This window comes from Sorangiineae bacterium MSr11954 (assembly GCA_037157815.1).
Lineage (GTDB): Bacteria > Myxococcota_A > Polyangia > Polyangiales > Polyangiaceae > Pendulispora > Pendulispora albinea.
The window spans coordinates 9,987,783-10,006,147 of the sequence record CP089984.1 but is presented as its reverse complement, the minus strand read 5'-3'; the positions used below and the strand labels follow the sequence as shown (position 1 = coordinate 10,006,147).

The window sequence follows — 18,365 nt, the reverse complement described above, 5'->3', positions numbered from 1 at the left end:
CTTCGCACCCATAATTGACGCCACAGTAGGAGGAGATCGGAAGCCATGAAGCTCTTTATCGACAGCGCCGACTTGAGCGAGATCAAAGAAATTGCCGCACTGGGTATCTTGGACGGCTGCACGACCAATCCGAGCCTTCTCGCCAAGGTGGGTCGCAAGATCGAGACCGCGATCCCGGAGATCTGCGAGATCGTGGACGGCCCGGTTTCGGCCGAGGTCGTCGCGACGGACTACGAGGGAATCCTCAAAGAGGGACGCAGCCTCGCGAAGCTCCACAAGAACGTCGTGGTGAAGGTGCCGCTCATCGCCGAAGGGCTTCACGCGGTGAGGACCTTTTCGAAAGAAGGCATCCGCACCAACGTGACCCTCTGCTTCAGCGCCACGCAAGCCCTCCTCGCCTCCAAAGCCGGGGCCACGTACATCTCTCCGTTCCTCGGCCGCCTCGACGACACGTCGCACGAGGGCATGGAGCTCATCGAGCAGATCGTCACCATCTACCAAAACTACGATCTTCCCACCCAAGTGCTCGCGGCGAGCATCCGCAGCCCCTACCACGTGACCCAAGCCGCCGTCATCGGCGCGCACTGCGCCACCATTCCGGGCAAAATTCTGAAGCAGCTCATCAAACATCCGCTCACCGACGTTGGACTGGAACAGTTCCTCGCCGATGCAAAGAAAGCGGCAGCCACCGCAAAATGACGGCGAGGTCCCCCCGCGCCCAAGCCCAAGCCCGGATCCCCTCCGGGCTTTCATTTTGAATCCCCTCACCGGGCCTGCGCCTTCTCGAACGTCGGTTCGCTCCTCGAAGCGACCTACGCTGGCGTGTTTCGCCCGCAAGGACGACCCGTATTTTGCAGCCGACGGCAATGCGCGTTTCGCCGCTGGCCAGCGGTCCAGCTCCCTCCCTCCCAGGGGAGGGTTGGGGCGGGGAGCCGCCAAGACGCCGTGGTCAGGAAGCCCGCGAAGGATGCCGGCCGCGAAGACGCCAGAGTAGAACCCGCGAAAGATGCCGACTGCGAAACGCCAGAGTAGAACCCGCGGACGATGCCGACTGGGAAGACGCCGGAATGGACGCCGCGAAGGTGCCTGCCGTCGAAGACGCGGACTGCAAAGAAGCAGCGCGGGAGCCGCAGAGCGCCGAGCTCGCAAAGAGACGTTACTTGGGATGGGTGACGAATGACCGTTCGAGTCGTAGTGGAGTGCGGCCCTTGGAAGGGCGTCGCGCGCAAGGAAGTGGAGCGCCGTGCGACGGCCATGCTCGACCTTCTTCAATTGCAAGAGTCGGAGCTTTCTATCGTCTTAACTGACGACGAACACATTCACGAATTGAACAAAGTCTATCGCGGAAAAGACAAGCCAACAGACGTGTTGGCATTCGCGATGCGCGAGGGCGAGTTCTCGAACCTCGCCGGCGAGCTTCTCGGCGATGTGATCGTGAGCATTGAAACCGCTCGCCGCCAGGCGGATGCGCGCCACGTGGAAGCGCTCACCGAGGTGACGATGTTGGTAGCACATGGGCTCCTCCATCTCCTCGGATGGGACCACGACACCCCAGCTCGGGACCGCGCCATGCGGAAAGAAACGGATCGGCTGTGCGCTGCGGCGGCCCCTCCCGCACCGGTGGGTCCCCGTCCTGCACGCCCAACTCTGCGGTCTCAAAGGAGGGAGCCGAAGGCTCCATAATGGAGATTTCATTACACTTTTTGCCGGAAACATCGGCAAGAAGAGACCGTGAAAACCGTGCGTTTTCGGAAATTACCGCTCACTTGGAGCTGAAAAAACCGGCCTCGGGGCGAAAGATCGCTATTTTTCCCCTTGCGGAGCGCTGATTTGCGATGTTACCTGTCGCTCATAGCCGTGCATCACCGGGTTTTTGCCTGCTGCTCCCATCTTCCCGTGACGGGTCCCCGCGACAGTGGGGCGCTCATAGGGAGGGAAGACATTCGTTTGGGCGGACGCGTTCGGGGCAGTATTCAGAGGAAACGATTGGCGCAGGTAGAGCGTTAGAGTGGGCCGGCGATCGTCGAATTCGTTCGACAGGAGGAGACTCAGATGGCGAATAAGCGGATGACCAAGGCGCAGGTGATTTCGGAGATTGCCGAGTTCTCGGAGCTCGACAAGAAGAGCGTCTCTCGGGTGTTTGATGGCCTGACGGAGCTCATCAAGAAGCAACTCAGCTCGCGCGGACCCGGCGAGTTCGTGATCCCTGGGCTGCTCAAGCTCAAGGCGGTCAAGAAGCCGGCCACCAAGGATCGCCCGGGCATCAACCCCTTTACGAAGCAGCCGATCACGATCAAGGGCAAGCCGGCCTCGAAGAAGATCCGCGCCTCCGCCCTCAAGGCGCTCAAAGACCTGATTCAGTGACCTTGTCTCCGTCCCGGACGGAGATCCCGAGCAAGCGCGGCAAACGCGACTGAATTCATTCGGGCTTGCTCGCGGTGTAGGCGTCGGCGTCGGGCTTGGCCTGAAGCTGGCGCCTTTGCCGTTTTGTGGCGCCGGATTCCAGCACGAGCGTGGCCGCCAGGGTGGCGAGCAGGGCGAATACCGCAAATGGCATATCGCCATATCGGACATAAAGGGTCGGCGGCGTTTCCAGCAGCGCCGGGGTGGTGAGCAAGGTCCCGGGGGATGTGCTCGCATAACGCGCCCGCACCCGGCCCGCGGCATCGACCCATGTGGTGGGCCCGAAATTGACCGCGCGCACCATGTCCCGGCGGCCCTCGATGGAGCGCAAAATGGCCATGCGCAGGTGAAGCTCGCTCTCGAGGCTCGCCTCGTCCGCGCCCTCGAGGCCATCGCGATGGCGCGAATCCGACGATGATCGGGGCTCCGAAGGCGGCCGTGGGGGCGCGTCGGCGGAGCCTTCGGCGGTGAACCACGCGTCGTTGGTGACATTGACGAGGAGATTGGGTGACAGGGAAAGCGCTTCCCGCCCGGCAGCCGGCAGGGTGTCCTCGAAGCAAATCAGGACGCTCGCGCGCACCTTTCCCGAGTCGAGCACGACTTGCGTGCTCCCCTGCACCAGGCCCAAGCCGCGCGCGAAGGTGCGGCGGATCCAGGGAAAAACGTCGGCCAGCGGGACGGTCTCGCCAAACCAGAGCAAATGGATTTTATCGTACGGGGCCGATAGCGCGCCGTTTCGGTCCACCACCAGCGCGGAGTTGTAGCGATCGGGTCCCCCCTCGACCAACGGGGTGCCGTGCAGGACCACCCCCGCGAGGATGGGGCCATGCACCCCCGGCTGCAGCAGGGTCCAGGGCGTCTCGGGCGCGTGGGTGGCGCCATGACGGAGCTCGTAGGGGTAGGCCGATTCGTGCCACACTGTGAGCTCGGCGCCGTCGCGCTCCGCGGTTCGCGTGAGCTCCGTGAGGGTGGCGAGGATCTGGCGCGCACGCTGGCGATCCCATCGCTCGGTGGCGCCCACCGAGGGCTGCACCAGCGCGACCTTGGCGGTCGTGGCGTGCGCGCGCAGGGCGTCGACTTCGGCCATGCGCAGGCGGCCGTGTACATAGCTTCCAAGCGCCAGAAAGGCGGCGCCGAGGGCCATGGCCAGGGCCGGGCGCTTGGACGACGCAGAGTCGCCCCCCTTGCCCTTGCGCGCGTCGCGCAGCGCCTGCACGGCGAAGGCGGCGAGCGCGGAGGTCAGGGCCATGAGCGCGCTCACACCGCGTTCGCCGATGGTGTCGGCGAGCTGCAGCAGCTCCGGCCACAAGGTCGCGCCGCCCGCCGGGTTCCACGGAAAAATGGCCGGCACGAAGGTGCCCGCATACACCCCGACGGCAAACGCCAGCGGGCGCGGCACCCGCCATCGCACCAGCGCGCGGTGCACCCACGCCGCCGCCGCCCAGCGGAGCCCTTGCGCCATGGCGAGCAGCGCCAGCGCCAGCGCGCCCACCGCCCACGGAAGGGGCGTAAATCGCGTGATGACGCCCGGCACGAAGCGAAGCGCAACCGCGTTGGCCGCAAAGCCGAACGCGAGCCCCCTTGCCCCGCCGCGAAAAATCACGCGCCAACGCCCACCGCCCGCGGAAGGGGACGGCGGCTCGCGATCGAGCGCGCACGCGAGCAGCGCCATCCCCAGCCAAGGGGCGATGACGAAATCGAACGGCGGCGACGTGCTCGCGAAGAGCGCGCCGCTCAGCAACGCGAGGACGAGGGGCGGGACCCTAGAAATAGATGGTCATCCCGCCTTGGAAGAGACCGCCGCCGGAGGTGTTGGTGCGGCGGCCGGTGCCCGGCTCGACGAACTCCGGGTGCCTCTTGGCGTCGGAGTCGGTGCGACCGCGCAGGAAGCCGAGGAGCGCGAGGTTCAGGGCGAAGTGCCGCGAGACGCGGAACTCGACGCCGACGCCCGCGTGGCCGCCGAAGTAGTGGTACGTGTTGTCGCCGGAGTAGGGCGACCAGCCGTTGTCGCGGGTGACGCTGGCGCGGGCCCAGTCGATGCCGAAGGGGAAGTAGACCTGCACCCGCGAGCGCGGGTTGACGAAAACGAGGCCGCTCAAGTTCAGATCGAGCTCGGTGCGGCGGTTGTCGTAGTAGTCGCGGCCCCCGAGGAAATCGATGCCCGCTTCGATGCCGAAGTAGGGCGAAGGCTTGAAGCGCAGTCCGAGACCGCCGCCGCCCATGCCCGTGTCGCTGCTGCCATGCCGGCGGTCGCGCCCGATGATCGCGCCTTCGAGGCGGAGGTTGAGACCCCACTCCTGGCGGTTGTACGGGAGCACGTTCGCGGGGCGCGGCCGGTACACGTACGGAGGTGGCGCGTCGGCCCGCCCTTGCACCACCACCACGGGCGGCGCGGGCTGATAGACGACCACCGGGGGCGGCGCCGGCGTGGGGCCTGCCGCGTTGGGGGGCACGGGAGCCGCGGTGGGGGTGCCCACTTCGACATTGGCCCCGCCGGTGACGGGGGCGGCAGGTGCCGCCGGTGCGGGGGCGGGTGCGGTGCCCGGCAGCGGCTGCAACTGCCCGTTGGCGGAGCCACCTGCCGCGGCGCTCCCGTTTGCATTGCCGCCGGCGCAGAACCAGCTTCCGGGGGGACAGTTGGACGAAGCACCCCCCGCTTGCTGCGGACTCGCCTGCGCAAAGGCTGTCGCGCTGAATCCGACCGTCGCATAAAGCGCGGTACCGAGCGCAAGGGCCGAAAAGAGTCGCGATCTGACCGCTCGTTGCTTGCTCGTCATTTCAGAATGCCTCGAGAGAGTATTTTACGCTGCGGGTATCCTGCCGTGACGCCTATTCAAGAATATCGGTAGGGGGTGCCGCGGAGATGCTGGGAAACAAGATGCTTTCTAAGCAACCGAAGTGCCATGGAGATTTCCCGCTGAAGCCTGAAAAACAAGCGCCGTCCCAAGGTAGTGTTGACCGGCGTTCACGTCGCATTGGGAACCTACGTCGCGTTAGAGCTCTACCGCTTCGCGCGCGATGTCGTGTAGTAGAGTGGCCTACTGCGCTGGATGTCGGGGGCGCCGCGCGCGGTGCACCGCCATGTCAAGTCGGGCGCCGCGGGCGGGTACCCTGGCGCGAAAGGCCTGAGTGACCTATGCCGACCGTGCATCTTAAGCCAGGGCACGTCCAGCCCGTATGGGCCGGGCACCCTTGGATCTACGCCCAAGCCGTTCATCGTATGGATGGCGGCGCGACCGCGGGCGATGAAGTGTCCGTGCTCGACCCGCGGGGGAACCTGCTCGGGCGCGGATTTTATTCGCCCGGCTCCTCGATCCCGGTGCGGCTCCTGGTGCGCGACGCCGAGACGCCCCTCGACGCCGCGTTCTTTCGGGAAAAGCTGGAGCGGGCGCTCACGTGGCGCGTGCGGCTCGGTCTCCCGACTGCCCCGTCACCCGATTCGGCGCACGAGAACGAGAAGACCACCGGCTATCGGCTGGTGCACGCCGAGGGCGACGGACTGCCCGGCCTCATCGTCGATCGGTTCGACGACGTGCTCGCGGTGCAATTTCTCACGTCGGGCATGAAGAAGCGCGAGAGCGTGGTGCTCGCCGCGCTGGAGCAGCTCCTGTCGCCGCGCGCCATCGTCGACCGCACCCCGCCCGCCACCGCCAAGCAAGAGGGCTTCACCGCCGGCTCCGGGGTGGTGCGCGGGGCGGAGGAGGCGGAGTTTTCGTTTCACGAGCGCGGCCTCGCCTTTCGCATCCCCTTCGAGCTCGGGCAGAAGACGGGCTACTACTTCGATCAGCGGGGCCTTCGCGCACGCGTGGAGCGGCTGGCCCGCGGGCGAAGGGTGCTGGACGCGTACAGCTTCGTCGGGCCCTTTGCGCTCGCGGCGGCGCGCGGTGGCGCGACCGAGGTGACCTCGGTCGACGACAGCGCGCTGGCGCTCCAAGTGGCGGCCGAGTGCGCGCGCGCGAACCACCTCGATTCGAAGGTGACGTTCGTGAAAGCCGACGCGCGCAAGGCGCTGCGCGACGCCGGAGCGTCGGGCGGCCACGACTTGGTCATCGTCGATCCTCCGCGCCTCGCCCCCACGCGCGGCTCGCGCGAGGGCGCCCTGGTGGCCTACGCCAAGCTCGCCGAGCTGGGGTGCCGCGCCACCAAGCCGGGCGGCGATCTCGTCCTGTGCTCGTGCTCCTCCGCGGTCGATCTCTCGTCGCTCACGCGCGCGCTGGCCATCGGCGCGCTGCACGCGAACGTGCAGGCGTTCATTTGGGAGCGGGCGTTTCAAGGCGCCGATCACCCCGTGAGCGCGGCCTTTCCCGAGGGGCTCTACCTCAAGGCGCTGATCGCACGAATCGAGAAGCGATGATCCCGCTCGCGAACCTGGACCCCACGACCGCGCGCGCGCTCCGCGGCCTGCTCTTCGATCTCGACGACACCTTTCTCACCCACGGCAGCTTGACCCGTGAGGCCTACAACGCGCTCTGGGACATGCGCGACGCGGGGCTCCGCCTGGTGGCGGTGACCGGGCGGCCCAGCGGCTGGGGCGAGATCATCGTGCGGCAGTGGCCCATCGACGGCGCCGTCACCGAGAACGGCGCCGTGCATTTGATCCGCGAAGGGCGAGGGATCGCGCGCCTCGAGGCGTGCGACGAAGCCGAGCGCCGCCGTCGCCGCATCCGGCTCGCGGGCCTGGTCGAGCGCGTTCGCGTGGAGGTGCCCGAGGCGCGGCTGGCCGACGACGTCGATGCACGGCGCTCCGACATCACGTGGGACATCGGCGAACGCATGCGTCTGCCAAACGACCGGGTCGATGCCATCGCCGCGATCATCGTGGCCGAAGGCGCCCGCACCACGCGCTCCAGCGTTCACCTTCACGCGACCTTCGACACCGACGACAAGGCCTCCGGTGCGGTCCGGTTCTTGCGCGAATATTTTGGCGAGGACACGGGGCGGGCGCTCGTCTCCTACGCCTTTGCTGGCGACAGCGGCAACGACGCCGCTTGTTTTGCGGCGTTTCGGAACACCTTTGGCGTGGCCAACGTGGTCCCCTATCTCGGGAAGCTCACCATTCTGCCGAGGTTTGTCGCACAAAAGGCGATGGGCGAGGGTTTCGCCGAAATCGCGCGGGCGCTCCTTTCGTACCGTACGTAGCCGTGGGGCCGATGAAGTCCGCGCCGCCAGGCGTTCCGTAGGAGGACCGACTGCTATAAAAGGACACCATGCCGTCCCCTCAAGAAGAACTCCTCGAGATCGCCAAGCGCCGCCTCTATGGAAACTACCGCCCCGCACCGGTGGTGTTCGTGCGCGGCCAAGGGTGCGAGCTCTTTGACGCCAACGATCAGCGCTACCTCGACCTCTGTGCCGGCGTCGCCGTTTGCTCGGTGGGCCACGCTCACCCCGCGCTCGTGAAAACGATCGCCGAGCAGGCCGGGCGCTTGATGCACGTGTCCAACTACTTCTACAACGACCAAGCCATCCGCCTGGCGGACGAGCTTTGCCGTCGCACCGGCTTTGCGCAGGCCTTCCTCTGCAACTCGGGCACCGAGGCCAACGAGGCGCTCCTCAAGCTCGCGCGCCGCCACTTCTACGGTCTGGGCCAGACCGGCCGCGCGCGCGTCATCGCCTTCGACAACGCGTTCCACGGTCGCTCGCTCGGCGCCGTGTCGATGACCGGCACCCCCAAGTACCGCGAGGGCTTCGGCGTTCCGGGCAATGTCACGCATGTGCCCTACGGCGACGTGGAGGCGGTGAAGAAGGCCATGGGCCCCGACGTGGCGGCCGTGATCGCGGAGCCGATCCAAGGTGAAGGCGGCGTCTTCCCGGCGCCCGCGGGCTTCTTCGCCAGCCTTCGCGCTCTGTGCGACGAGCACGGCGCGCTCTTCTTGATCGACGAGGTGCAGACCGGCATCGGCCGCACGGGCCGGTTCCTCGCCCTCGAGAAGGACGGCGTGAGGCCCGACGCGATCGCGCTCGCCAAGGGGCTCGGGGGCGGCTTCCCCGTCGGCGCCATGCTGACGACCGAGAAGGTCGCCAACGCGTTGCCGCCCGGAACCCATGGCTCCACCTTCGGCGGCAACCCGCTGGCGTGCGCCACCGCGCTCTCCGTCCTGCGCATCGTCGACGACGAGAAGCTCGTCGAGGGCGCGCGCACCAAGGGCGCCGCGCTCCTTCGCATGCTGGACGAGCTCGTTCGCGAGTTCCCCAACGCGTGCGAGGCCGCCCGCGGCGAGGGGTTGCTCGTGGGCCTCCTGCTCCGCGAAGGGTTCGTCGCGCGCGACGTGCTGCCGCTCATCCAGCGCGAGGGCGTGCTGCTCATCGCGGCCGGCGATCGCGTCATTCGGTTCGCTCCGCCGCTGGTGGTCACCGAGGCGCAGCTCGCCGAGGGCGTCGCGGCGCTTCGCCGGGTCGTGGCCGCGCTCGACGCCGCACGCCGAGGCGCGGCATAGGCCCGAGGGTGCTCTCGATGGACGTGCGCACACCTTCTCCCGCTTCTGCGACGCACGCATGCCCTGCGTGCGGCAAGAAGGTCGACCCGCTGCGCGCGGGAGAGGTGGCGATCCTCGAGGGCCAATTCTTCTACTTCTGCGACCGCAACTGCAAACGCGAGTACGTGTCGAGCGCCGGCTCCATGTCCTCGCTCCAGCGCTTCACCGCCGAGCCGCCGCCCGTCGCCCCCGTCTCGTACCACGATACGGGGCTCGCGCTGGGCAAGGCGGTGAACGCAGGCGCCGCGCACGCCCGCACCAACGGGACGCGCGATCCGGTCATCGTGCCCGCCGCCGAATCGTGGCCCGAGCTCGAGGAGCCCCGCTCGGCCCCGCGCTCGCTGCCCGAGACCGAGCCGCTCGCCACCGGCCACGAACCCTACGCCCCCGACCTCGAAGATCCGGCCCTCGACGACCCGAGCGTCCCTCCTCCGCAGGCGGAGGGTTGGGAGGGGGAGCCGGATCGCGCCCCCGCGCCCGAAGACGCCATCTCCGACGCCCCCGCCGACGAGCCGGAGGCCGCGGCCGCTGCCTCGCCGTCTCCTGCCCCCGCCGAGCCGCTCGCGTTCCGGCGCGAGGTGCGGGGCGACGAAGACGAAGAAGAAGAGCTGCCCCGCTCGAGCATCCGCGGCAGGGCGGAGAAGCTCCCGAGCGAGCGCCCTTGGATGGTGCGCCTTCGCGCGAAGCTCGACGCCATTTCGTACGGGGGCGCGGCGCTCGGCGTGCTCGCGTCCGCGGTGGCGCTCGCGGGCACGGCGGCGCAGGTCGCGCGCGAGCCGCTGGCCATCGCCGCGTGCGCCATTTGGGTGCTCCGCATTTGCATCACGCGCCGGGATCGCGCGCTCGCGCACCCGCTGGTGGCGGCGCTCCCGCCGATCCTGGCGCTCGTGTCGGCCGTGTGGGCGGGCGGGGTGCACGATCCGCACGCGGGCGCGCTGGCCTCGTTCGCCGGGCTGTGCGCGGCGGCGGCGCTCTTGATCTCCGTGCGCGTCGATCGCGCCCTCGAGCCGATCGCGCAGCACCGCGCGCGCATCGCGGAGGCGCTCGACGTTCGGGTGCGCGTGGTGCGCGGCGAGGAGACCTTGCTCCTCTATCCGGCGCAGGTGAAGCCGGGCGAGCACGTGATCGTCGAAGCCGGCGAGGTGGTGGGGGTCGACGCCATCGTGGCCGCCGGCGAAGCGGTCGTCGTTCCATGGGCCGACGGCCCGGCCGAGGCTCGGAAGAAAGAGGGCGACGCCATCGTCGCGGGCGCCAAGGTCGTGTCGGGCGGGCTGCGCCTGATGACCACGTGGGCCGCGCACGAGCGCGCGTGGGTCCGCCTCTCGCTCGATCCCGACGTGCGCATCGACGTGGCCGCGCCCCTCGCCCGCGCGATGCGGCTCTTGCTCGAGCGCGCAGCCCCCATCGCGGCGGTGCTGGTGGGGGTCGCGGTCTACGCGACGGATCCGAACGACGTGCGCGGCGCGATGGTGCTCGCCGCCATCAGCGCGGCGGCCATGGCGCTCGGCCTCTGGGGCGTGGGGGCGGCGCTGGCGCTGCACTACGCGCAAGGGCAGGCGGAGGCGCTGGGCTACGGCATCGTCTTCAAAGATGCGCGGGCCTTTCAGAACGCCGGGATGGTCGACGTGGCGGTGGTCTGCTCGCGCGGCACGGTGCTGATGGGCGAGCCGGAGATCGTGGCGCTGGAGCCCCTGGCGTCCATCGAAGAAAATCGCGTGCTCTCGCTGGCCGCGGGCGCGGAGACGGCGTCGAGCCACCCCTTTGCGTCGGCGATCCTGCGCGCGGCGCACGCGCGCGGTGTTCGCATCGAGAGCGTGCGCAACGCCACCGCCCACGCGGGCCTGGGGGTCACGGCGCTCTCGGCGCGCGGGGAGCGGCTGGTGGTGGGCAGCCGCGCGCTCCTGCTCGAGGAGCGCATCAGCGTGGCGCTGGCCGACGCCCGCGTGTCGGAGCTCGAGGCGCAAGGGCGCAGCGTGCTGCTCGTGGCCCTGGCGAACAAGCTCGTGGGGCTGGTGGCGCTTCAAGACGGGCTGCGCGCCGGCGCGCGGGCGGCGATTCAACGTTTGCATGATGCACGCATCGAGCCGGTGCTCCTCAGCGGCGAGGCGCGCGACACGTGCGAGACGCTCGGCCGCGCGCTGGACATCGATCACATCCGCCCGGAGGTGCTCCCCACCGATCGCGGCACCGAGGTGCGCGCGCTGCGCGAGGGCGGTCACGCGGTGGCCGTGCTGGGGCACCCGCAGTCCGACGACTCGGCGCTCGGCGCCGCCGACGTATCGGTCGCCCTCTCGGCCGCCGGATCGACCCCCGGCGAGTGGTCGGTGGCGCTCGCATCCGACGACGTCCGCCACGCGGCCTTGGCGCTGGCCCTGGCGCGCACGACCCGCGAGCGAACGCGCATCGCCCTGGTCTTCGGCTTGATTCCCGGCCTGGCGACGGCGCTGGCCATCGGCGCCGGAATCGTTCCGTTCGCTGTCGCGCCGGTGGTGGCCACCCTCGCCACGCTCGGTACGCTGGCGCACGCGCGTCGCTGAGCCGTACGGATTCGTTCGGCTCGTACGGCATCGCTCGAGCGTGTGCGAATTCGTTCGCGTTCCTACGATTCGGTCGCGTCCGTACGCGTCATTTTGCGGAGCCTCTGGTGGCGGTAGTTCATCCGTCGTAAATCGGGGACCATGCGCGCATCACGCTTCACCATGATCCTCGCCGCCGCCGGCATGGCGTGCGGTGGATCTTCGTCCGAGCCTCCCTCTGCCCCCGTCGCCCAAGCGACCCCGCCGGCTTCCCCGTCCCCGTCACCCGCCCCCGAGCCCGCGACGAAGCGGCCGGCCTACCCGCCGACGGCGAAGCGCCCCCAGACCATCGAGGTGGCGCGCACCTCGTTTCGAGACGACTACGCTTGGCTGCGCAACCCCGCCGATCCCGAGGTGACCAAGTGGATCGACGCGCAGAACGACTTCACCACGGCGAGCCTCGCGACCTACCCGCACCTGGACGCGCTGCGCGCGCGCTTTCAGGAGCTCACGCGGCGCTCGAAGCCCACGTTCACCGCCATCGAGCGCTCGCGCCTCGGTTATTTCGCGCTCCGCCGCGCGCCCTCGGCGCCGCAGCCTTCCATCGTGCTGGTGCCCTCGCTCGACGAGCCCGAGTCGCTCCGCGTGGTGCTGGATCCGGCGGTGCTCGATCCCACGGGGCAGACGGCCATCGATTGGTACACGGTCTCGGCCGACGGCAAGCGCATCGCGGTCTCCCTGTCCAAGGGCGGCAGCGAGGACGGGAGCCTCTCGATCTTCGACACCGCCACCGGCAAGCTCGTCGACGGCCCGCTCCCGCGCGTTCAGTTCGCGACGGCGGGCGGAAGCGCCGCGTTCTCGGGCGACGGTAAGACGATCTTCTGCACGCGCTACCCGGCCCCCGGCGAGCGCGCAGAGGCCGATCTTCGCGAGCATCAGCAGCTCTACCGCCACACCATCGGCGCCCCCGTCGAGCGCGACGAGCGGGTGCCCATCGAGCTCCCGGCCATCGCCGAGATCAAGCTCGAACGCGCGACCGCGGGCGGCACCATCGTGGCCCGCGTCAATGTCGGCGACGGCGGCGACGTCCTTTGGTTCATCGGGCAGCCCTCGGCCAAGGGCTACACCTGGAGCCGCTTCGCCGGCGAGAGCGACGCCATCGCCGCGGTGGACACCACGCGCGATGCGCTGTTCGCCATCTCGCGAAGAGGCGACGCGCGCGGCGCCATCGTGCGCGTCCCGCTTCGCGCGCCGAAGCTCTCCGAGGCCAAGGTGATCGTACCGCCGTCCGAGCGCGAGCTCCGGGACGTCTCGGTGGCGGGCGACGCCCTGGTCGTCTTCGACATCGCGCGAGGCTCCACGCGGGCGCGCGCGTTCGATCTCTCGGGCAAGCTCCGCGGCGACGTCAAGCTCCCGGAGCGCTCGTCCGTGCACCCCGCCACGGCGGCGAGCGATGGCGCGCTCTATGTCAGCGTCGTCTCGTACACCGAGCCGCTCTCGGTTCAGCGGCTGGACGCGCGCAAGCTGGAGCTGCAAACGACGCCGCTCGTCTCCGAGTCGGCCGCGCGCTTCGACGACGTGGAGATCCTCGACGACGTCGCCACCTCGCGCGACGGCACCAAGGTGCCCATCACGATCCTCGCCGTGCGCGGCACCCCGCGCTCACCTTCGACGCCGCTCTTGCTCACGGGCTACGGCGGCTTCGGCGTCCCGATGCAGCCGGCGTTCGAGCCGCGGCGCCGCGTGTGGCTCGATCAAGGCGGCATCATCGCCATCGCGCACCTCCGCGGGGGCAGCGACAACGGCGAGGCCTGGCACACCGCCGGCAAGCTCGGTCGCAAGCAAAACGTCTTCGACGACTTCATCGCCTCCGCCGAGCGCGTCGTCGCCGCCGGGTACACCTCGCCTGCCAAGCTGGCCATCACCGGCCGCTCCAACGGCGGCCTCCTCATGGGCGCCGTGCTCACCCAGCGCCCCGATCTGGCGCGCGCTGCCGCCATCGGCGTCCCCGTGCTCGACATGGCCCGCTCCGAAACGTGGCCGAACGGCCGCTTCAACGCGCCCGAATTCGGCTCGGTGCACGATCCCGACATGGCGCCCAAGCTGCTCGCCTACTCGCCCTACCAAAACGCAAAGCCCGCGGCCTACCCCTCCGTGCTCCTCATTTCGGGCGCCACCGATGGCCGCGTGAACCCCGCCGACGCGCGCGCCTTCACCGCGAAGCTGCAAGACCTCACCACCTCGTCCGCGCCCGTGCTCTTGCGCACCTGGATGGATTCGGGCCACGGCATGGGCACCAACGTCTTCAAACGCGCCGAGGAAGACGCGCAGACGTATGCGTTCTTGCTTCGCGAGCTCCACGTCGCGTACCGAAAGGCCAAGGCGCCGTAACCCGCGGCAATGGCGCGCTTTGACGGTCGATGCGCCATTATCCATCCTAAAATCGTCACGGCAGTGGTCGGTGCGCGCGTTCCGTCCTATGAGCGATCGCATGCGCGCGCACCGCTTGGCATTCGCTCTGGTCTCTCTCGTCGCCGGGTGTGGAGGGGCTCCGTCCGAGCCTTCTGCAACGCCGGCCCCCGCGCCGGCGGCCGCACCCCCGCCGCGCGCCGATTCGACCCCGGCCCCGAGCCGGCTCGCGTACCCGCCCACGGCGAAGCGCCCCGAGACGTTCGACATGGTCGGCATGTCGTTTCGCGACGAGTACGGGTGGCTGCGCAACCCGGCCGATCCCGAGGTGACGAAGTGGATCGACGCGCAGAACGATTTCACCACCGCCAACCTGCGCGGCTTTGCGCACCTCGACGAGCTGCGCGCGCGGTTCCAGGAGCTGACGCGCAGCACCAAGCCGGCGCTCCAAGAAATCCGTAGCTCGCGCCTCGGCTTCTTCGGTCTGCGCCGCGCACCGACCGCGCCGCAGCCGGCCCTCGTGCTGGTGGACGCGCTGGAGAAGCCCGACGCTGGGCGCGTGGTGCTCGATCCGGCGGTGCTCGATCCGAGCGGGCAGACGGCGATCGATTGGTACGCGGTCTCCGCCGACGGCAAGCGAGTCGCCGTCTCGCTCTCGACGAGCGGCAGCGAGGTCGGGAGCCTCTCGATCTTCGATACGGCGACCGGCAAACGGATCGATGGTCCGATTCCGCGGGTCCAGTATCCCACCGGCGGTGGGAGCGCGGCCTTTTCGGGCGACGGAAGGTCGATTTTCTACACGCGCTACCCGGCCGCCGGCGAGCGGCCCGAAGCCGACATGCAGCTGTACCAGGAGCTCTATCGGCACACGATCGGTGCACCGATCGAGCGCGACGAGCGGGTGGCGCTCGCGTCTCGAAGAGACCCAGGCCGGCCGGAGGCCGCGGCGCCCCTGCCGGATATTGCGGAGATCGAGCTCGGCCACCCCGCGAAGGATGGGACGATCGTCGCGCGCGTGCGCATCGGGGACGGCGGTGATTGCCTTTGGCTGGTGGGGCAACCTTCCGCCAAGGGGTACGCGTGGAGCCGCTTCGCCGAGGAAGCCGACGCCGTGGGCGAGGTAAAGGCGTCCTCCGATGCGCTCTACGTGCTGTCGCGAAAGGGGGATCTGCGCGGCGCGATCCTACGCGTCCCTTTGCGCAGCGGGCGTCTCGCCGATGCCAAGGTCGTCGTGCCGCCGTCGGATCGCGAGCTCACGGACATGGCGGTCGCGGGCGATGCGCTGGTGGTGTTCGACATCCTGCGCGGCTCCTCGCGCGCCCGCGCCTTCGATCGCTCGGGCAAGCTCCGCGGCGAGGTTCGCCTCCCGGCGCGCGCCACGGTGAACGCGGCCACGGCCACCGAGGCGGGCGCCCTTTACGTGATGGTCGAGTCGTTCACGGAGCCGCTGTCGATTCAGCGCCTGGACGCCCGCACCTTGGATTTGCACAAGACGCCCATCTTCGGCGAGTCGCCCGCCCGCTTCGACGACGTGGAGATCTCCGACGAGGTGGCGACGTCGCGCGATGGAACGCGCGTGCCCATCACGATCCTCGCGCCGCGCGGGGTATCGCGCTCGGCGACGACCCCGCTGCTGCTCACCGGGTACGGCGGCTACGGCGTCTCGTCGAGCCCGCGCCTCGATGCGCGGCGCCGCGTATGGTTCGACCAGGGCGGCGTCCTCGCGGTCGCGCACATTCGCGGTGGCGGCGACAACGGCGAGGCGTGGCACGTGGGGGGAAAGCTCGGGCGGAAGCAGAACGTGTTCGACGACTTCATCGCCTGCGCCGAGCGTTTGGTCGCGGCGGGCTACACGTCGACCTCCAAGCTCGCCATCACGGGCCGCTCCAACGGTGGTCTGCTCATGGGGGCCGTGCTCGCGCAGCGCCCCAATCTCGTTCGGGCGGTGGTCGCGGGCGTTCCCATCATCGACATGGTGCGAACCGAAACGTGGCCCAACGGTCGCTTCAACATGACGGAGTACGGCTCGCTGCGCGATCCCGAGGTGCGGCCCAAGCTGCTCGCCTACTCGCCGTATCAAAACCTCAAGCCCGCGGCCTACCCTGCGGTGCTGCTCCTCTCCGGCGCGACCGACGGTCGCGTCGACCCCGCGGACGCGCGCGCCTTTGCCGCCAAGTTGCAAGACCTCACCACGTCGTCCGCGCCCGTGCTCTTGCGCACGTGGATGGACGCCGGCCACGGCATGGGCACCAACGTCTTCAAGCGCGCCGAGGAAGACGCGCAGACGTACGCGTTCCTGTTCCATGAGCTCGGGGTGACGTACCGATCCAAAGCGCACGCGCACTAGCGCGGCGCGCCGGCGGGCCATGCCTCGATGGCATCGTGCGCGAAGACTGCGGCGTTCATCGACGAGGCGCGCGGTCGGATGGGCGGCGCGGGGGAACGTGTCGGATGGGCGGCGCGGGGGAACGTGTCGGATGGGCGGCGCGGGGGAACGTGTCGGATGGGCGGCGCGGGGGAACGTGTCGGATGGGCGGCGCGGGGGAACGTGTCGGATGGGCGGCGCGGGGGAACGTGTCGGATGGGCGGCGCGGGGGAACGTGTCGGATGGGCGGCGCGGGGGAACGTGTCGGATGGGCGGCGCGGGGGAGCGTGTCGGATGGGCGGCGCGGGGGAACGTGTCGGATGGACGGTGCGTGCCCCTCGAGCCGGTGACGCGCGTTACGCGGCCGTCATCGCCAAGGTCGGGTACTTCTTGACGAGGAAATCGCGCAAGGTGCCGAGGCGCGCTTGGCGTTCGGCTTCCGCGGCCAGGGGGGCGGAGGCCGGAATGACGGCGTCCTTGGCGATTTGCGCTTGCGCGCGCCACTCGTCGGTGTCGGGCAGACCCATGGCTTCGCGGAAGGCGTTTCCCATTTCGATGGCGCTGTCGAAGCGCATCGTTTTGTCTTTTGCCAGGGCGCGGAAGAAGAGGGCGTCCAGGATGGGAGGCGCCTGCGCGACCAACGTGCGAATGGGCGGCGGGGAGCGGGTGACTTGCTCTTGGCGAATCCAGAACTCGCTCTTGTTCTCGGTGGTGAACGGCGTGCGCCCGCTCAGCATCTCGTAGAGGACGATGGCGGCCGAGTAGAGATCGCTCCGGCCGTCCACCGGCTGCGAGAGCACTTGCTCCGGCGACATGTACGCGCCGGTGCCGGGGGCGAGGTTGCTCTCGTCGGGGGCGTTCGGTTGATCGAACCGGGCGATGCCATAGTCGGTGAGCTTCACGATCCCGTCGCGGCGAATCAAGATGTTCGATGGCTTCACGTCGCGGTGGACGATGCCCAGGGCGTGCGTGGCCGCCAGCGCGCCAAGGAGCTGCTGGAAATAGTACCAAGCACGGCGAAACGGCATGCCCGGCAAAGCACCCGGCCCGCGCAGCTGCGCGCGGGCCACGTGCCGCGCGATCACTTGCTCCAAGGTGTCGCCGTCGACGTACTCCATGGCCAGCGCCAAGGACGACGTTCCGCTCGCGAGCTCGCGCGCGCCGAGCGAAAGTGGCGGCATGGATCGGGGCGGGGGCCACTCGAACAGCTCGTGGAAGCGCACGATGTTCGGGTGCGAGAGCGCGCGAAGCGCCTCGGCCTCGTTGCGGAAGAAGGCGCGCACATCGTGGCGTGCGCCGACTTGAGGGCGAAGAACCTTGAGCGCAATCGGCTCGGGAGGCTCCGTGCCTCGTGGCCCGGTGGGCGTGTAAAAGAGCCAGCCGCGCCAGACGATGCCCATGCCGCCTTCACCGACCCGCCCATCGATGACGATGCGCCCATAGCCGCGCTCCAAGGTGGCGCCCAGCGCAATGGGGGCGTAGCGGACCTCCGACGAAGAGGCGGGTATCGGATGTGTTCCCACAGGCGGTGGTACGGGTTGGGACGGTGCTGCGATCTGCGCCTGCTGGGGGACGAGTGCCGCGCTCTGCGGTGGGGTAGCGGGCTGCGGTGATCGTACGGCGAATGGAGGCGGGGTGGCCTGCTGCGGGAGCGATGCGGGGATCGGCCGTGTGCCGGTGTGTTGCATCGGCGGCGCCGCACTCTGCGGTGGGGCACCGTGCGCCGGCGCGCCCTGCGGTGCAGCACTCTGCGGTGGCGTAAACGATTGCGGCGGTGCGCCCTGCGGTGCAGCGCTCTGCGGTGGCGTTGCCGGCTGCGGCGGCATGAACGACTGCGGCGTCGCGGAGGTGCGCGCGGGGTGCTGCGCCCAAACCGGCGGGCGCTCTTCCCACGACGACGGCGTGGAAACGCGCGTCTCCGAGCCGGAGCTGGGAGCACCGGTGCCCGAGCTGAGCGCGCCCGAGCTTCGCGGCCCCGGGACGCCTGCCCCCGAGCTTCGCGGCTCCACGACGCCGGGGGCGGAGGTGCGAGACGCTCGGTCCGGCAGAGCTGCACCGCAATGCGGGCAGAAGCGTATCACGGAGGCTGGACCGGTGGATGGAGGTCCGGCTGGGCCTCTCACCCACGCGCTCAGATCCGCGCCGCATGTCGTGCAGAACAAAGAGCCTCCGGTCCGTCAAAGTACAAGGTAAGCGCCG

The 18,365-nt window shown here is 69.4% G+C and carries 12 protein-coding genes; 9 read left to right on the top strand and 3 right to left on the bottom strand.

Annotated elements, in window-relative coordinates:
• Positions 1-45: 45 nt before the first annotated feature.
• The 3 genes from fsa to LZC94_39015 all read left to right on the top strand — a co-directional run bounded on the left by fsa (position 46) and on the right by LZC94_39015 (position 2,364).
• Positions 46-699: a fructose-6-phosphate aldolase gene (gene fsa, locus LZC94_39025; GenBank protein WXB13815.1), complete on the top strand. Its 654-nt coding sequence runs from the start codon at positions 46-48 to the stop codon at positions 697-699.
• Between the two features lie 477 nt (positions 700-1,176).
• Positions 1,177-1,683, top strand: coding sequence for an rRNA maturation RNase YbeY (gene ybeY, locus LZC94_39020; protein WXB13814.1), 507 nt, complete (start codon positions 1,177-1,179; stop codon positions 1,681-1,683).
• A gap of 369 nt (positions 1,684-2,052) precedes the next feature.
• Positions 2,053-2,364, top strand: coding sequence for an HU family DNA-binding protein (locus tag LZC94_39015; protein ID WXB13813.1), 312 nt, complete (start codon positions 2,053-2,055; stop codon positions 2,362-2,364).
• Positions 2,365-2,419: 55 nt separating this feature from the next.
• On the opposite strand, the gene lnt is transcribed toward LZC94_39015, so the two are convergent.
• Both lnt and LZC94_39005 read right to left on the bottom strand, forming a co-directional pair.
• The gene (gene lnt, locus LZC94_39010; protein ID WXB13812.1) at positions 2,420-4,144 is read right to left on the bottom strand and encodes an apolipoprotein N-acyltransferase; all 1,725 of its coding nucleotides are present in this window, start codon (positions 4,142-4,144) and stop codon (positions 2,420-2,422) included.
• 22 nt (positions 4,145-4,166) lie between these two features.
• Positions 4,167-5,180, bottom strand: a complete 1,014-nt coding sequence (locus tag LZC94_39005; protein WXB13811.1) for a porin family protein — start codon at positions 5,178-5,180, stop codon at positions 4,167-4,169.
• Between the two features lie 368 nt (positions 5,181-5,548).
• Between LZC94_39005 and LZC94_39000 the strand changes: the two genes are divergently transcribed.
• The 6 genes from LZC94_39000 to LZC94_38975 all read left to right on the top strand — a co-directional run bounded on the left by LZC94_39000 (position 5,549) and on the right by LZC94_38975 (position 16,148).
• Positions 5,549-6,757, top strand: coding sequence for a class I SAM-dependent rRNA methyltransferase (locus LZC94_39000; protein WXB13810.1), 1,209 nt, complete (start codon positions 5,549-5,551; stop codon positions 6,755-6,757).
• Positions 6,754-7,542 carry an HAD hydrolase family protein gene (locus LZC94_38995; GenBank protein ID WXB13809.1) on the top strand — a complete coding sequence of 263 codons (789 nt, stop codon included), beginning with the start codon at positions 6,754-6,756 and terminating at the stop codon, positions 7,540-7,542. The genes LZC94_39000 and LZC94_38995 overlap by 4 nt, the downstream gene beginning before the upstream one ends.
• Positions 7,543-7,610: 68 nt before the next feature.
• Positions 7,611-8,837 carry an aspartate aminotransferase family protein gene (locus LZC94_38990; protein WXB13808.1) on the top strand — a complete coding sequence of 409 codons (1,227 nt, stop codon included), beginning with the start codon at positions 7,611-7,613 and terminating at the stop codon, positions 8,835-8,837.
• A 17-nt stretch (positions 8,838-8,854) separates the two neighbouring features.
• On the top strand, positions 8,855-11,413 hold the full coding sequence (locus LZC94_38985) for an HAD-IC family P-type ATPase (GenBank protein ID WXB13807.1): 2,559 nt from the start codon (positions 8,855-8,857) through the stop codon (positions 11,411-11,413).
• Positions 11,414-11,554: 141 nt separating this feature from the next.
• A complete protein-coding gene (locus LZC94_38980; protein ID WXB13806.1) occupies positions 11,555-13,783 on the top strand; it encodes a prolyl oligopeptidase family serine peptidase in 2,229 nt (742 codons plus the stop codon).
• An 88-nt stretch (positions 13,784-13,871) separates the two neighbouring features.
• Positions 13,872-16,148 carry a prolyl oligopeptidase family serine peptidase gene (locus tag LZC94_38975; protein ID WXB13805.1) on the top strand — a complete coding sequence of 759 codons (2,277 nt, stop codon included), beginning with the start codon at positions 13,872-13,874 and terminating at the stop codon, positions 16,146-16,148.
• A 374-nt stretch (positions 16,149-16,522) separates the two neighbouring features.
• Here LZC94_38975 and LZC94_38970 read toward each other — a convergent pair whose 3' ends face one another.
• Positions 16,523-18,175, bottom strand: a complete 1,653-nt coding sequence (locus LZC94_38970; GenBank protein WXB13804.1) for a protein kinase — start codon at positions 18,173-18,175, stop codon at positions 16,523-16,525.
• Between the last annotated feature and the right edge of the window lie 190 nt (positions 18,176-18,365).

Excerpts from the sequence above, each read along its gene's own strand:
- fsa (WXB13815.1), top strand. The coding sequence starts at position 46 with ATGAAGCTCTTTATCGACAGCGCCGACTTGAGCGAGATCAAAGAAATT.
- ybeY (WXB13814.1), top strand. The coding sequence starts at position 1,177 with ATGACCGTTCGAGTCGTAGTGGAGTGCGGCCCTTGGAAGGGCGTCGCG.
- LZC94_39015 (WXB13813.1), top strand. The coding sequence starts at position 2,053 with ATGGCGAATAAGCGGATGACCAAGGCGCAGGTGATTTCGGAGATTGCC.
- LZC94_39005 (WXB13811.1), bottom strand. The coding sequence starts at position 5,180 with ATGACGAGCAAGCAACGAGCGGTCAGATCGCGACTCTTTTCGGCCCTT.
- LZC94_38995 (WXB13809.1), top strand. The coding sequence starts at position 6,754 with ATGATCCCGCTCGCGAACCTGGACCCCACGACCGCGCGCGCGCTCCGC.
- LZC94_38990 (WXB13808.1), top strand. The coding sequence starts at position 7,611 with ATGCCGTCCCCTCAAGAAGAACTCCTCGAGATCGCCAAGCGCCGCCTC.
- LZC94_38985 (WXB13807.1), top strand. The coding sequence starts at position 8,855 with ATGGACGTGCGCACACCTTCTCCCGCTTCTGCGACGCACGCATGCCCT.
- LZC94_38980 (WXB13806.1), top strand. The coding sequence starts at position 11,555 with ATGCGCGCATCACGCTTCACCATGATCCTCGCCGCCGCCGGCATGGCG.
- LZC94_38975 (WXB13805.1), top strand. The coding sequence starts at position 13,872 with ATGAGCGATCGCATGCGCGCGCACCGCTTGGCATTCGCTCTGGTCTCT.